This is a genomic window from Xanthomonas sp. GW, assembly GCF_014236815.1.
Classification (GTDB): Bacteria; Pseudomonadota; Gammaproteobacteria; order Xanthomonadales; family Xanthomonadaceae; genus Xanthomonas_A.
Window position 1 is genome coordinate 1,604,478 of the sequence record NZ_CP051189.1, and the last position, 13,946, is coordinate 1,618,423.

Here is a 13,946-nt window from a genome sequence, read left to right on the forward strand (position 1 = left end):
GCGGCCATGTCCCTGACCCTGTACCAGCGCGACGACTGCCATCTGTGCGACCAGGCCCTGCTGGTCCTGGCACAGGCGCGCGTGGGCGACCTGGAAAGCGTTTTCATCGATGGCGACCCGGCATTGGAGGCGCGCTACGGCGAGCGGGTGCCGGTGCTGCGCGACGCCGGTGGTCGCGAGCTGGGGTGGCCGTTCGATGTGCGTCGGGTGGTGGACTGGCTGACGCTGCAGGACTGAGCCGCTCCGATTCAAACGGCGCGCAGGCGACGCGCTGCCGGGATGATCTGCAGTCGAGCGATTCCGCGTTGCGGCGAAGCTACGCCTTGCGATCGGCCTGTTGCCAGACGGCAGACGCGACGCCGTGCAGATCCTCGCTTGCCGGCGCCGCGTCCGCATGCCATGCGAAACAGCAGATCATCGTGCCGTCGCTTCCGTGCGGGTGGGCGCCGGATGCATGCCGGCCTTGCGCAATACGCGCAGTGAGGCCAGGTTTCGCGGATACGCCGTGCGATCGCGTGCTGCAGTCCCAGTTCCTGCCGCGCATCGGCCAGCAATGCATGCGCCTCGCCGCGCGCCGCGCCCGTCCAGGCACAAAAAAAGCGGCGGACCCGACGAGGGAATCCGCCGCCCAGTGGCCGCGTGCCGCTGCGGCCGGTGGCGACTCACTTCGCCTTGAACACGACCTTGGTGCTGATCGCGGTTTCGTTGGGAATGGTCTTGGTGTCGGCCCAGTCGCCGCCGCCGACGCCGAAGTCCAGGCGCTTGACGGTGGCCTTGCCGGCCAGCACCGGCTGCGCGCCCGGGGTCCAGGTGAAGGTCAGGGTCACCGGCTTGGACACGCCGCGCAGTTCCAGGGTGCCGTCGGCGGCGTACTGGTTGTTGCCCAGCGAACGGAACTTGTCGGCGCGGTAGTGGGCGGTGGCGAACTTGGCCACGTTGAAGAAGTCCGGCCCCTGCAAGGTGGAGTCGCGGTCGCCATTGCCGCTCTTGGCGCCGGCCAGCGGGATCGCCACGTCGAGCTTGGCGCCGGCCAGGTTGGCCGGGTCGAAGCTGAGCTTGGTGTCGAAGCCGGGGAACTGGCCGGTGAACACTTCGCCGTCGTACTTGCTGGCGAACACCAGGCTCGAGCCCGGCGCCTGCACGTAATCGGCGGCGAACGCGGGGGCGGCGGCGAGCATCGCCACCAGGCTGGCGGCAACGGCGGCGGGGGAGGCGAAACGGGACGACATGATGGAACTCCTCAGGATTTGGGGGTCAGCCAGCCGCGCGGCAACATCCGCGCCAGGGTGGCATCGCGTTGGAACAGGTGGTGGTAGAAGGCGGCGCCGGCATGCGCCAGCACCACCGCGATCAGGATCCAGAAGCCCCATTCGTGCAGCGCATGCGACAGGTCGCGCAGGTGCGCGTCGGGAGCGCTGAGCTTGGGCACGGCGACCAGGCCGAACCAGCGGAACGGACGCAGGCCGCTGGTCGAGTCGTACAGCCAACCGGACAGCGGCATGGCGAAGATCAGCACGTACAGCAGCACATGGGTGGCGCTGGCGATGCGTTCCTGCCAGCTCGGCGTGCCCGGCACCGGCTTCGGCGCGCCGGCATACAGGCGCCAGCCCAGGCGCGCGATCACCAGCGCCAGCACGGTCAGGCCGAGCGACTTGTGCGCGGTGTAGACCCAGAAGTACTTGGGCGTCTTCGGCAGCTCGCCCATGGTCAGGCCGACCACGCCCAACAGCAGGATCAAGGCGGCGATCAGCCAATGCAGGGTCTGGCTGACGCCGCCCCAACGCTCGGCGGTGTTCTTGGCGGTCATGGCGTGGATTCCTGGCTGGCGCTGGGGCTGGACGGCGGAGTGGGGGTGTCGGCGGCGGGCGCGTCCGCCGGCGGCGGGTCGGCGTCGGCGCGGCCGTCGCGGGTGGCCTCGGCCTCGATGCGCAATTCGACCGTGGCGCCGATCACCGACGGCCAGGCGGCGATGCCGAAGTCGGCGCGCTGCAGCGTGGTGGTGGCGGAAAAGCCCACGGTGCGGCGGAACGGCGGCAGCGGATGCCGCTTCAGCGCGTTGAGGGTCACGTCAAGCGCGATCTCGCGGCTGACCCCGTGCAGGGTCAGGGTGCCGAACACCTTGGCGTGGGTGGCGTCGATCGGTTCGATCCGGGTGGAGACGAAGCGCGCCTCGGGGAAACGCTCGCCGTCGACCAGGTTGTGCGCCAGCGCGGCGCGGTTCCATTTGTCGTCGCCCAGGTCCAGGCGCTGCAGCGGCACCCGCGCGTCCAGCCGCGCGCTGCGCCAGTCGTCCGGGTCGAACACCAGCGTGCCGGTGCTGCCGGACACGGTGCCCAGCGCCTTGGAGAAGCCGGCGTGCTCGATCGCGAACAGCACGCGGGTGTGCACCGGGTCCAGCGCGTACTGCGCCGGGGCGGCCAGCGCGGCGGTCGGCAGGGTCAGCAGCAGGGCGATCAGGCAGCGCTGGAGCATGGGTGGGCCAGGCAGAAGGAGTAGCCGGGATTCTAGGCGCAGTCCGCGGCGCTTGCGCCAGCGCGCGGCGCAATGGTTCGTTGCGTGACGCGGCGGGTGGGATTTTGCGGCCCCCCGCGGTATAAGAACGCTGCCGCATCAAGGCGGCACGGAGCGGTCGCGCTGTCTGCGGCCGGCCCCGGCAGTGCGCCGGTGTTCATCCGCCGCCGATCGTTCACTGCCGCCGGAGCCGATGTCGATGCAAATTCCATGTCCTCGACGCCTGCGCCGCGGCTGGACGCTCGCCTGGCTGCTGCTATTGCTGGCCGGCTGCTGCGCCAGTGCGCTGGCGGCGGTGCCGGAGCTGCCGCGGTTCCGCGTGCTGGGCGCCGAGCATGGGCTGCCGTCCAGCGAGATCTCGCGGCTGGCGCTGGACCGCGACGGCTACCTGTGGATCGCCAGCGGCGACGGCCTGGCCCGCTACGACGGGCGCGAATTCCGCATCTGGCGCCACGACCCGGACGATCCGCAGTCGCTGCGCTGCAACTACGTGCAGGAACTGCACATCGATGCGCGCAACCGGGTCTGGGTGGCCTGCGAAGGCGGCGGTCTGAGCATGCTCGATACCGCGCGCCGCGGATTCCGCCATTTCAACATGGCCACGCAACCGGCGATGCGCAGCGACGAGGTGTTCGCGATCGCCAGCCGCGGCGACGAGGTGGTGTTCGGCACCTACGCCGGCGGCCTGTACCGGGTGCCCGCGGACGGACGCGTGCAGCGCATCCAGGCCGGCGACAGCGAGGTCGATGCGATGCTCGACGGCGCGATCGTCGGCCTGGGCTTCGATACGGCCGGGGTGCTGTGGATCGGCACCTTCAAGGGCATGGTGCGCTACGACGGCAAGCGCGCCAGCGCCTACCGCCTGCCCGGTCCCACGGATGCGCCGCAGAAGGTCGCGGCGGTGATCGCGCTGTCCGACGGCCTGTGGGTCAGCACCAACAGCGAGCTGTACCGGCTCGGCCACGATGGCCGCTGGCAGCGTGCCGACTGGACCGGGGCGTTGCAGCGCGGGGTGCTGTGCATGGCCGAGGACGGCAACGGCGGCTATTGGCTCGGCAACGGCCAGGGGCTGTGGCACAAGCCGGCCGACGGCGCGTTGCGGCGCATCGCCGAGGGCGAGGCGGCGGTGGCCGGCGCCAACGTGGTGGTAAGCATGCTGCGCGACAAGGAGGGCGGGCTGTGGGTGTCGTTGCCGACCCGCGGCCTGGGCTACCTGCGCCCGGGCTGGCGGCGGCTGGCGGTGCTGGGGCCGGCGCACGGCCTGGCGCCGGACCTGTATGCCGGCCTGGCGCCGGCCCGCGACGGCGGCGTGTGGCTGGCCGGGACCGGCGGCAATGTGTACCGGCTGCAGCCGGCCAGCGGCGAGCTGAGCAAGCCGCAGTGGACGCCCAGCCTGCCCGGCGTGCGCGTGCTGTCGGTACTGGAAGACACGGCCGGCGACCTGTGGCTGGGCAGCAGCGCCCAGCTGCTGCGCGGCCCTGCCCACGGCGGCGCGCTGAAAAGCTGGGGGCGTGCGTCGGCGGCCGACGCGACCCCCGACATCGGCGTCAACAGCTGGTTGCGCCAGCGCGCCGACGGCACCTTGTGGGTGGCCGCGCCCGGGTTCGGCGTGCAGGTGCGCGCGCTCGCCGACGGCCACGTGCTGGACAACATCCATGGTCCGCAACGCGGGCTGGCCGCCGCCGCCGATATCGCCGCGTTCGACCTGGCGCCGGACGGCACGCCGTGGCTGGCCGCCGAGCGCTTGCACTATTGGGATACCGCCGCCGGGCAGTTCCGCGCTCCGCCGGAATTCGCCGGCGAACGGGTGCAGTCGTTCGCCTTCGCCGATGCGCAGACCCTGTGGCTGCATCGCCTGTCCGGGCTCGAGCTGTGGCGCCGCGAGGGCGGGCACTGGCAGCAGGCGCATCGCTATGCGGCGGCCGAGGGCGTGCCGCCGACCGAGTCGCAGGGCCTGGTCGTCGATCAGCAGGGACGCGCCTGGCTGGGTACGCGCCGCGGCCTGTTCCGGATCGATCCGCGGCACACGCCCGCGGTGCGCGCGTTCGGCACCCGCAACGGATTGAGCAGCCAGGAAGTGGTCAAGCGCGGGCTGTTGATGGCGGCCGACGGGGTGCTGGTGGCGGCCGCCGCCGATGGCAGCGTGGCGCTGCTGGATACGCGGCTGCCGGACCCGCCGCAGGTGCCGCTGACGCTGAGCGTGGAGAGCGTGCAGGTGCGCCGCGGCGAGCGGCTGCTGGCGCTGCCGGTGAGCGGCGGCTTCGCCCTGCAGCCGGACGATCGCGATCTGCGCGTGGTGGCGCGGCTGCTGTCGTTCGTCGATCCGGAAGGCATCGTCTACCGTTTCCGCCTGCCCGGCTATGATCGCGACTGGGTCGCGGTCGGCGCCACCGGCGAGCGCACGCTGCCGCAATTGCCGGCCGGCGCGCAGGTGCTCGAAGTACAGGCGCGCACCCGCAACGGCGCCTGGTCGCCGACGCTGCGGCTGCCGTTCCGGGTGTATCCGCCGTGGTGGCGCAGCGTCTGGGGCATTGCCGGGCTGCTCGCCGCCGCCGCGCTGCTGGTGCTGGCCTCGTTGCGCGCCTACCGCCGCCGCCTGCGCCGTCAGCATTCCTGGCAACTGGCGCTGCACAAGCAGGAAGTGGCCGAGCAGGCGTCGCTGGCCAAGACCCGTTTCCTGGCCACGCTGGGGCACGAGGTGCGCACGCCGATGACCGGCGTGCTGGGCATGAGCGAACTGCTGCTGGCCACGCCGCTGGATCCCAAGCAGCGCGGCTATACCGAATCGATCCGCCGCGCCGGCACGCACCTGCTGCACCTGGTCAACGATGCGCTGGACCTGGCGCGGATCGAGGCCGGGCGCCTGCAACTGGACCTGCAGCCGTTCGCTTTGCAGGCGCTGATCGCCGACGTGGTGAACCTGATGGCGCCGCTGGCGCAGGCGCGCGGCCTGCGCTTCGAATGCCACGACACCTTGCCGGGCGCGGTGACGGTCAACGGCGACGCGGTGCGGGTGCGGCAGATCCTGCTCAATCTGATCGGCAATGCGATCAAGTTCACCGCCAGCGGCTCGGTGACCTTGCACGTGTCGCCGCTGCACAGCGGACACGGGCTGTGCGTGGAGGTCGCCGACACCGGCCCGGGCATCAGCGCCGAGCAGCAGGCGCGGCTGTTCCAGCGTTTCGAGCAGGGCGAAGGCCCGCGCACCGCCGCCCGCTACGGCGGCAGCGGTCTGGGTCTGGCGATCAGCCAGGAATTGGCGATGGCGATGGGCGGGCGCATCCAGGTCGACAGCCGGCTCGGGCACGGCGCGCGCTTCCGGGTGACGCTGCCGCTGCGCTGGCAGGCGCGGCCTGCCGAGGCGGCGACGGTGGTGCCGTTGCCGGCGCGGGCCCAGGCGCCGCTGCGGATCCTGCTGGTCGAGGACGAACCGACCGTGGCCCAGGTGATGGCCGAACTGCTGCGCAGCCGTGGCCATCATGTGGCCTGCGCGGCGCATGGCCTGGAAGCGTTGACCGAAGTGACCCAGGGCACGTTCGACCTGGGCCTGCTGGACCTGGACCTGCCGGCGCTGGACGGCCTGGCGCTGGCGCGGCAATTGCGCGCGCTCGGCTACGACTTCCCGCTGATCGCGGTGACTGCGCGTTCCGACGGCGAGGCCGAGGCCGCCGCCAAGGCGGCCGGTTTCGCCTGCTTCGTGCGTAAGCCAGTCACCGGCGACATGTTGGCCGAGGCGATCGCGGCAGTGATGGATGTTGAAGCCGGGACTCGGGACGCGGGACCAGGGACGCGGGAAGCGTAAGGTCTCGCCGGACGGCGCAGTGGATTCGCAGGCAACGCGTGCGACGCTTCGAGTCCCGAGTCCCGAGTCCGTCTGTTGCCAGCGGCGGCGCTTATCGCCGACGATGGCGGCGGGCATCGGGGGATACGGCGCCCATGCACAAGGGGACGAGGATGCGGTCGAGACGGATCTTGGGATGGCTACTGCTGCTGTGGTCGACGGCGCTCGTGGCTGCGGTGCCGCCGACCCCGCAGCCGCGCCAGTTGACCGTGGCCGATGGGTTGCCGTCCAACAGCATCAACGGCTTCGCCGAAGACCAGCTCGGCTACCTGTGGCTGGCCAGCAGCGACGGCCTGGCGCGCTTCGACGGGCGCGGCTACCGCATCTGGCGGATCGAGGACGGGCTGCGCGACAACAAGATCTGGACCGTGCACGTGGATGCGCAGAACCGGGTCTGGTTCGGCACCCAGAACGCCGGCCTGGGCATGCTCTCGGCCGACCGGCGCACGTTCCGCTATTACGACCGCAGCAACTACCCGCAGATCGGCGGCGCCACGGTCTGGGCGATCGCCTCCACTCCCGACGGCAGCCTCTGGTTCGGCACCGCCAACGGCGGCCTGGACCGGCTGCAGGCGGACGGCAAACTGAGCCGCTACATGCCGATGCCGGGCGACGAGCGCAGCCTGCCATCGCCGGTGGTGACCTCGCTGGCGACTACGCCCGACGGCACGCTGTGGGTGGGGACGCGCGGCGGCGTGGCGCGCTGGACCGGGCACGATTTCGAACGGCTGCCGGCCTCGGCGCTGCCGCGGCCGGAGGTGCAGGGCCTGACCCCCGAGCGCGACGGCTCGCTGTGGGTGGCGAGCCAGGGCGGTGTGCGCCTGCTGCGCACCGACGGCAGCGCGGTGGCGCCGTACTGGCGCAACATGCCGAGCGAGAGCGTGCTGGGGATGCTGGTCCACGACCGCCACGGCAATCGCTGGTTCGACACCATGGACGGCCTGGGCCGCGAGGGCGATGTCGGGCAGATCCGCAACGTGCCGCTGTACAGCAATTCCGCGCACGGCTTGGTCAAGCCCAATTGGTCGCTGGCGTTCGAGGACCGCGAAGGCGATCTGTGGTTCGCCAGCTTCAATGCCGGCCTGTGGTATCTGCCGGCCAACTGGCGGCAGTTCTCGGTGCTGTCGTACCGGGTCGACGATCCGGACTCGATGGGCAATCCCTACGTGATGGCGACCGCCGCATCGCGCGATGGCGGGGTGTGGCTGACGGGCACGCGCGGCATGCTGGACAAGCTGGATCCCGGCACCGGTGCGGTGCGCCACCACATCACCGCGCTGTTCGGCCGCGAATGGTCGCGCGTGCTGGGCGAGGATGCGCAGGGCCGGGTGTGGGCGGCGGCCGCGGCGGCGGTGTTGCGTTACGACCCGGTCAGCGGCGAGGTGCGGCGCTGGGGCAAGCAGGATGGCGCCGATGCGCCGATACCCGGTGAAATCGACCGGCTGGTGCTCAGCGGCGACGGCCGCCTGTGGTTGTTCGGCGAGTTCGGCGGCGCCCAGGTCCGCGACCTGGACGGGCACGTGCTGCGCAACATCGCCCCGGGCGCCGACGGGCTGCCGTCGGAGCTGACCGTGGACGATGCCCGGCCCGGCCCGCTGGGCCAGCCCTGGGTGCTCGGCCAATACGGCGTGCTGGCCTGGGACCCGACCAGCGAGCGTTTCGCGCCGGTGCCGGGCGCGCCGACGCGGCCGCTGAGCGCCTTCACCATCACCGATGGCAACGTGGTGTGGCTGGCCAGCCTCGGCCGCCTGGAACGCTATCTGTGGGACGGCGAGCGGCTGAGCCTGCTCGACCGCATCGACGCCGAGCAGGAGTTCCCGTCGCTGGCGCCGAACGGCATCGTGGTCGACGCCAGCGGCGTGGCCTGGTTGAGCAGCGTGCGCGGCCTGATCCGGGTCGATCCGGCGAGCAAGGCGATCCGCTCCTACGGCGTGCGCGACGGCCTGCCCAACCAGGAATTCCGCGCCCAGACCCTGATCCAGGCGCGCAGCGGGCAGATCCTCGGCGGCACCCCGGACGGGGTGGTGCTGTTCGAGCCGTCGCAGGTGGTGCCGTCACGGCGGCAGCCGCCGCTGGTGATCGAACGCATCGGCGTGCGCCGTGGCGAGCGCGCGCTGGATCTGCTGCATGCCGGCAGCATCGCCCTGCAGGAAGGCGACCGCGACCTGCATGTGGTCGCGCGCCTGCTGTCGTTCTCCGACACCGACGCCAACACCTACCGGTTCCGGCTCAGCGGCTACGACCCGGACTGGGTGGACGTTGGTGCCAGCGGCGAGCGCCTGTTCTCGCGCCTGCCGTCGGGCCACTACACCCTGGAAATGCAGGCGCGCACCGCCGACAAGGTGTGGTCGAAGGTGACCACGCTGCGCTTTCGCGTGTTGCCGCCGTGGTGGCGCAGCCCCTGGGGCATGGCCGGGCTGGCCTTGCTGGCGCTGTTGGCATTGTGGCTGGCGTCCTATCTGTACCGGCGGCGCCTGCGCCGTCGCAATGCCTGGCAACTGGCCTTGCACAAGCAGGAGCTGGCCGAACAGGCCTCGCTGGCCAAGACCCGCTTCCTGGCCACGCTCGGGCACGAGGTGCGCACGCCGATGACCGGCGTGCTGGGCATGAGCGAACTGCTGCTGGCCACGCCGCTGGATCCCAAGCAGCGCGGCTATACCGACTCGATCCGCCGCGCCGGCGCGCACCTGCTGCGCCTGGTCAACGATGCGCTGGACCTGGCACGGATCGAGGCCGGCCGTCTGGAGCTGGACCAGCAACCGTTCGACCTGATCCAGCTGATCGGCGAGCTGGAGGCGATGATGGCGCCGATGGCGCACAGCCGCGGCCTGGCCTTCGCCCTGGACAACGCGATGCCCGCGACGGTGACCGCCAGCGGCGATGCGACCCGGGTGCGGCAGATCCTGCTGAACCTGCTCAACAACGCGATCAAGTTCACCGATCACGGCGGGGTGACCCTGCGCGTGGCGCCGCTGCACGACGGCCACGGCGTGCGTTTCGAGGTCGCCGATACCGGCCCGGGCATCAACGCCGAACAGCAGGCGCGGCTGTTCCAGCGCTTCGAACAGGCCGACGGCCCGCGCACCGCCGCCCGCTACGGCGGCAGCGGCCTGGGCCTGGCGATCTGCCAGGAACTGGCGGTGGCGATGGGCGGGCGCGTGGAGCTGCACAGCAAGCTCGGCGTCGGCACCCGTTTCATCGTCGACCTGCCGCTGCCGTGGACCCCGGACGCGCTGCATCCGGCTGCACGCAGCGAACGCGAGGCCCTGGCGGCGACGCAGCCGCTGCATATCCTGCTGGTCGAGGACGACCCCACTGTTGCCGAAGTCGTCAGTGGCCTGCTCAGTGCGCGCGGGCACCACATCACCCATGCCGCGCATGCGCTGGCGGCGCTGACCGAAGCGGCCGGCAACCGCTTCGACGTGGCGCTGCTCGACCTGGACCTGCCCGGCCTGGACGGCCTGGCGCTGGCGCGGCAGCTGCGCGTGTTCGGCTACGAGATGCCGCTGATCGCGGTCACCGCCCGCGCCGACGCCGACGCCGAACCGCAGGCCCGCGCCGCCGGCTTCGACGGCTTCCTGCGCAAGCCGGTGACGGGAGATATGCTGGCCGAGGCGATCGAGGCAGTGCTTGGAGGCCGGGATTAGGGATTAGGGATTGGGGATTCGCAAGAGCGGCAGTGGCGGCAATTCGCTTTTGCGAATCCCCAATCCCTAATCTCCAATCCCGGCCCCTCAGCTATTCAGCCACTTCCTCCACCTTGTCCGGATGCGGCCGCGTATCCGGCAGTTGCCAGAAGATCAGGGTCGAGGTCAGGGTGATCGCGCCGACGCAGACGAAGGTCGCGTGCAGCGCAGCGGCGGCGCCGTGGCTGTCGCCGAGGTGGTCGTTGAAGGCCGCCAGCAGGCTACCCGCGGCGGCGGCGCCGAAGCCGGTGGCCAGCATCATCACCATCGACAGCAGGCTGTTGCCGGCGCTGGCCTGGTCGCGGTCCAGGTCGCGCAGGGTCACTGTGTTCATGACCGTGAACTGCAACGAATTGACCGCGCCCAACAGCGCCAGCTGCAGCAGCCGCCAGCCCAGCGGTTGGCCGGCGTCGAACAGCATGAAGCTGGCCATCGCCACGCCGACCAGCACGGTGTTGGTCATCAGCACCCGGCGATAGCCGTAGTGCTCCACCAGTTTCACCGCTGCGCGCTTGGCGGCCATGCCGGCCAGCGCCACCGGGATCATCATCAGGCCCGCGCGCATCGGACTCATGCCCAGGCCGACCTGCAGCAACAGCGGTATCAGGAACGGCATGCTGCCGCTGCCTACGCGCGCGAACAGATTGCCGAGGATGCCGATGCGGAAACTGATCACCTTGAACAGGTGCAGCGGGAACAGCGCCGCCGGCGCGTTGGCCGCGTGCAGCCAGTAGCCGATCAGCGCGGCCAGGCCGGCGATGGCCAGCAGCATCACGAACGCATGGCGCAGGCCCAGCTCGGAAATCCCGTCCAGCGCCAGCGACAGCGCGATCATGCCGAAGGCCAGCATCGCGTAGCCGATCAGGTCGAAGCGGGTGCGCTGCTCGCCGTGGAAATCCGGCATCACCTTCAGCGCCGCGGCGAAGCCGATCGCGCCGATCGGCAGGTTGATCAGGAACACCCAGTGCCACGACGCCACCTGCACCAGCCAGCCGCCGAGGGTCGGCCCGACCAGCGGCCCGATCAGCGCCGGGATCGCGATGAAGCTCATCGCGCTCAGGAACTGCTCGCGCGACACCGAGCGCATCACCGCCAGGCGTCCGACCGGCAGCAGCATCGCCCCGCCGATGCCTTGCAGCACGCGCGCGGCGACCAGGTAGGGCAGGCGCGGCGCCGCCGCGCACAGCAGCGAGCCAAGGGTGAACAGCACGATCGCGGCCAGGAACGTGCGGCGCGTGCCGTAGCGGTCGGCGATCCAGCCCGAGGCGGGAATGAACATCGCCACCGCCAGCGCATAGCTGAACACCACCGACTGCATCTGCAGCGGGCTTTCGCCCAGGCTGCGCGCCATCGCCGGCAGCGCGGTGTTGACGATGGTCGCGTCCAGCATCTGCATGAAGATGGCCAGCGACACCAGCCACAGCAGCGGCCGGAAACTGCGGTAGTTCGGAACGGAGATCGGATCGGGGGAGGGCGCGGACATCGGCACGCACGGCAACGCGAGGGGTGCATAGGATCGCGCAGATCGCGTGGCGGCGTCGTGCAGCATCGGGCGGTTGTGGTACGCGGCGAACACGGCAGTCCTGCTGCGATGGCGGATCGAGGCGAGTCGCGCGGGGTGCTGTCTTCGGTTCTGCCGGGGGACTTCAGTACCAAAGTTGTCCGAACCCGTCGGGTCCACTGCTTCGTTCGTCGCGGCTGAAGCCGCTCCCACAGGGACTTGCGGCGAGTTGGCTGGGTGCACTGTAGGAGGGGCTTCAGCCCCGGCCGATGCCCGCAGTCGTCGGGTCCACCACTTCGTTCGTCGCGGCTGAAGCCGCTCCTACAGGAGCTTGCGGCGAGTTGGCTGGGTGCACTGTAGGAGGGGCTTCAGCCCCGACTGGTGTCCGCAGCGGTCGGGTCCGCCACTTCGTTCGTCGCGGCTGAAGCCGCTCCTACAGGGAGCTTGCGGCGAGTTGGCTGGGTGCACTGTAGGAGGGGCTTCAGCCCCGACTGGTGTCCGCAGCGGTCGGGGCTGCCGCTTCGTTCGTCGCGGCTGAAGCCGCTCCTACAAAGAGCTTGCGGCGAGTTGGCTGGGTGCACTGTGGGAGGGGCTTCAGTCCCGACTGCAAGATGGCCGAAGCGCGTGTTGCGCCACTTCGCACATCCGAGGGACGCGAGGCGCCCAGCGGATGCGCCGGCTCGGTGCGCGGCGCTATGCCTGCCCGCGGCGGCTGTGCCGCTGCACCGCGGCGACCAGGGCGCCGACGTGCTCGGGCTGCATGTCCGGCGACAGCCCATGGCCGAGGTTGAACACGTGGCCGTCCGCCGAGCCGTTGCCGTCGGCGTAGCTGCGCAGCACGCGCTGCACCTCGCGTTCGATCGCCGCCGGCGCGCCGTACAGCGTCGCCGGGTCCAGATTGCCCTGCAACGCGACGCGGCCGCCGGTGCGGCGCGCGGCATCGGCCAGGTCGATGGTCCAGTCCACGCCCAGGCCTTCGGCGCCGGAGGCGGCCAGTTCTTCCAGATACGGCGCGTTGCCCTTGCCGAACAGGATCAGCGGGGTGCGCTCGGCGCCGTCGCCGCGCGGCAGTTCGCGGGCGATGCGCTGCAGGTAGGGCAGCGAGAACTCGCGGTACATCGCCGGGCTGAGCACGCCGCCCCAGGTGTCGAACACCTGCAGCGCCTGCGCGCCGGCCGCGCGCTGCGCCGCCAGGTAGGCGATCACCGCGTCGGTGTTGACCGACAGCAACTGGTGCAGCGCCGCCGGTTCGTTCAAGGCCAGCGCCTTGATCCGCGCGTAGTTGTCGCTGCCGCCGCCCTCGACCATGTAGCAGGCCAAGGTCCACGGGCTGCCGGAGAAGCCGATCAGCGGCACGCTGCCGTCCAGTTCGCGGCGGATCACCCGCACCGCGTCCATCACGTAGCGCAGCTCGGTCTCCATGTCCGGCACGCCGAGCCGGGCGATCGCCGCCGCGTCGCGCACCGGGTGCTTGAACTTCGGGCCTTCGCCTTCGACGAAATACAGCTCCAGGCCCATCGCATCGGGGATGGTGAGGATGTCGGAGAACAGGATCGCCGCGTCCAGCGGGAACCGCGCCAGCGGCTGCAGGGTCACTTCGCAGGCCAGATCCGGAGTCTTGGCCATCGCCAGGAAGCTGCCGGCGCGGGCGCGGGTGGCGCGGTACTCGGGCAGGTAGCGCCCGGCCTGGCGCATCAGCCATACGGGGGTCTGGTCCACGGGCTCGCGGCGCAGGGCGCGCAGCAGACGGTCGTTCTTGAGCATGGGGGTTTCCTTAGCGCGGGGCGTCGGCGCCGCGAATGAACATGACCTGGAAGCCGCGCTTGATTTGCGCATCGCGGGCTTTCTCGAAGGCGGCGTGGGCCTCGTCCTGCAGCAGGTATTGCTCGCGCTTGAGCTGCGCGCGGCCGCCAATCTGGCCGCTCTCGCGCAGCAGCTCCCAGCTGCCGAACAGGTCCGGTTGCAGGGTCAGCTGGATGTAGCGGGGCGGCTCGTTGCCGCCGGGGCGTTGCTGTAGGAAGACGCGCATGGGCCGATTGTACCCATCGCGGGTCGCCGCGGCGTCGGCGCCGGTCGCGCGTTAGGGGACGGGCAGGGAAGCGGGGTGGGCGTTTGGGCCGCGGTCGGCGGGCGGCCGCGGCCGCAGGCGGGACGCGTGCATGTGCCGGGGCCTGAAGCATGGACGGCGCGCGACGTCCCGGGGCGAGCGCGTCTTGGCGCAGGCCTGCGCCCCAGTCGCCGTGCAGGGCACGCGCGCATGCCGAATGTGTGCACTAGGGGAGGGACTTCAGTTCAGACGCTGTCCGACGGCGTGAGGCCCGCCACTTCGTCGTCGCGACTGAATCGCTCCCACAGGGACTTGCGGCGCGCCGGCCGCTGAGGGCGGATGGGACGCCTCGGCGTGTCG

The 13,946-nt window shown here is 71.1% G+C and carries 9 protein-coding genes; 3 read left to right on the forward strand and 6 right to left on the reverse strand.

All coding sequences use genetic code 11. The features are described from left to right. Nucleotides 1–6: 6 nt before the first annotated feature. Nucleotides 7–237, forward strand: a complete 231-nt coding sequence (locus HEP73_RS06690; RefSeq protein ID WP_185822592.1) for a glutaredoxin family protein — start codon at nt 7–9, stop codon at nt 235–237. 425 nt (nt 238–662) lie between these two features. Here the strand turns inward: HEP73_RS06690 and HEP73_RS06695 are convergent, their stop codons facing one another. From HEP73_RS06695 to HEP73_RS06705, 3 genes are read right to left on the reverse strand one after another with little or no spacing between them, the layout of a single operon-like run. Then, entirely contained in the window at nt 663–1,229 is a 567-nt protein-coding gene (locus HEP73_RS06695; RefSeq protein ID WP_185822593.1) for a YceI family protein, read from the reverse strand. Between the two features lie 11 nt (nt 1,230–1,240). Beyond that, nucleotides 1,241–1,807 (reverse strand): cytochrome b, encoded by a 567-nt coding sequence (locus HEP73_RS06700; protein WP_185815690.1) that lies wholly within the window; start codon nt 1,805–1,807, stop codon nt 1,241–1,243. Further along, the gene (locus HEP73_RS06705) at nt 1,804–2,472 is read right to left on the reverse strand and encodes a YceI family protein (protein WP_185822594.1); all 669 of its coding nucleotides are present in this window, start codon (nt 2,470–2,472) and stop codon (nt 1,804–1,806) included. Before HEP73_RS06705 ends, HEP73_RS06700 begins: the two co-directional genes overlap by 4 nt. A gap of 238 nt (nt 2,473–2,710) precedes the next feature. Here HEP73_RS06705 and HEP73_RS06710 point away from each other — a divergent pair, with 238 nt between their 5' ends. Continuing rightward, nucleotides 2,711–6,313 (forward strand): ATP-binding protein, encoded by a 3,603-nt coding sequence (locus HEP73_RS06710; RefSeq protein WP_185822595.1) that lies wholly within the window; start codon nt 2,711–2,713, stop codon nt 6,311–6,313. A gap of 152 nt (nt 6,314–6,465) precedes the next feature. Further along, nucleotides 6,466–9,999, forward strand: a complete 3,534-nt coding sequence (locus HEP73_RS06715) for an ATP-binding protein (protein ID WP_458309656.1) — start codon at nt 6,466–6,468, stop codon at nt 9,997–9,999. Nucleotides 10,000–10,090: 91 nt separating this feature from the next. Here HEP73_RS06715 and mdtD read toward each other — a convergent pair whose 3' ends face one another. From mdtD to HEP73_RS06730, 3 genes are all read right to left on the reverse strand, one after another. After that, the gene (mdtD, locus tag HEP73_RS06720) at nt 10,091–11,521 is read right to left on the reverse strand and encodes a multidrug transporter subunit MdtD (protein WP_185822597.1); all 1,431 of its coding nucleotides are present in this window, start codon (nt 11,519–11,521) and stop codon (nt 10,091–10,093) included. A 711-nt stretch (nt 11,522–12,232) separates the two neighbouring features. Next, the gene (gene hemE / locus HEP73_RS06725; protein ID WP_185822598.1) at nt 12,233–13,303 is read right to left on the reverse strand and encodes a uroporphyrinogen decarboxylase; all 1,071 of its coding nucleotides are present in this window, start codon (nt 13,301–13,303) and stop codon (nt 12,233–12,235) included. Between the two features lie 10 nt (nt 13,304–13,313). After that, a complete protein-coding gene (locus HEP73_RS06730; protein WP_185815696.1) occupies nt 13,314–13,568 on the reverse strand; it encodes a WGR domain-containing protein in 255 nt (84 codons plus the stop codon). Nucleotides 13,569–13,946 lie beyond the last annotated feature (378 nt).

Excerpts from the sequence above, each read along its gene's own strand:
- HEP73_RS06690 (WP_185822592.1), top strand. The coding sequence starts at position 7 with ATGTCCCTGACCCTGTACCAGCGCGACGACTGCCATCTGTGCGACCAG.
- HEP73_RS06695 (WP_185822593.1), bottom strand. The coding sequence starts at position 1,229 with ATGTCGTCCCGTTTCGCCTCCCCCGCCGCCGTTGCCGCCAGCCTGGTG.
- HEP73_RS06700 (WP_185815690.1), bottom strand. The coding sequence starts at position 1,807 with ATGACCGCCAAGAACACCGCCGAGCGTTGGGGCGGCGTCAGCCAGACC.
- HEP73_RS06705 (WP_185822594.1), bottom strand. The coding sequence starts at position 2,472 with ATGCTCCAGCGCTGCCTGATCGCCCTGCTGCTGACCCTGCCGACCGCC.
- HEP73_RS06710 (WP_185822595.1), top strand. The coding sequence starts at position 2,711 with ATGCAAATTCCATGTCCTCGACGCCTGCGCCGCGGCTGGACGCTCGCC.
- HEP73_RS06715 (WP_458309656.1), top strand. The coding sequence starts at position 6,466 with ATGCGGTCGAGACGGATCTTGGGATGGCTACTGCTGCTGTGGTCGACG.
- mdtD (WP_185822597.1), bottom strand. The coding sequence starts at position 11,521 with ATGTCCGCGCCCTCCCCCGATCCGATCTCCGTTCCGAACTACCGCAGT.
- hemE (WP_185822598.1), bottom strand. The coding sequence starts at position 13,303 with ATGCTCAAGAACGACCGTCTGCTGCGCGCCCTGCGCCGCGAGCCCGTG.
- HEP73_RS06730 (WP_185815696.1), bottom strand. The coding sequence starts at position 13,568 with ATGCGCGTCTTCCTACAGCAACGCCCCGGCGGCAACGAGCCGCCCCGC.